The organism is Pseudomonas sp. UBA7500 (assembly GCF_002478435.1).
Classification (GTDB): domain Bacteria; phylum Pseudomonadota; class Gammaproteobacteria; order Pseudomonadales; family Pseudomonadaceae; genus Aquipseudomonas; species Aquipseudomonas palmensis.
The window spans coordinates 1-528 of the sequence record NZ_DLNW01000019.1 but is presented as its reverse complement, the minus strand read 5'-3'; the positions used below and the strand labels follow the sequence as shown (position 1 = coordinate 528).

The following is a 528-nucleotide window of genomic DNA, read 5'->3' as shown; positions in this document are numbered from 1 at the left end:
TTCTATTCCACCGGCGCGCTGTTCGCCCACTGGGTGGCAGTCAAGGCGCTGAACGACGACGGGCGCCAGGTCATGGCCTTCGTGCGCCGTGGCAGCCCGGGCCTGCGTATCGTCGACGACTGGTCCGGCTTCGGTCAGCGCACCACCGCCAGCGGCANNGCCGCCATCGACGCCGGCATCGCCGAGGCCGCAGTGGCCGATGCGATCAGCTTCGTGCGCGAACGCGCGCGGCCGTGGGTCGACGCCAAGGTCGATCGCGCCAGTGACGACCCCTATGTGATTGCCGACATCGGCCGCCTGACCCTCGAACTGCATGCCGCCCAGGCGCTGCTCGGCCGCGCCGCGCGCGTGCTCGACGAGGTCAACGCCGCGCCCATCGATGCCGCCGCTGCCGCACGTGCCTCGATTGCCGTGGCCGAAGCCAAGGTGCTGACCACCGAGATTGCCCTGCAGGCCAGCGAGAAGCTGTTCGAGCTGTCGGGCAGCCGCGCCACCCTGGCCGAGTTCAACCTCGACCGGCACTGGCGC

General features: G+C 70.7%; 1 protein-coding gene. It reads left to right on the top strand.

Translation table 11 applies throughout. From position 1 onward, the window contains the following. Positions 1-72: 72 nt before the first annotated feature. Positions 73-528 (top strand): acyl-CoA dehydrogenase family protein (locus B4I46_RS08895; protein ID WP_422662689.1); only part of this gene is annotated, 456 nt, incomplete at its 3' end.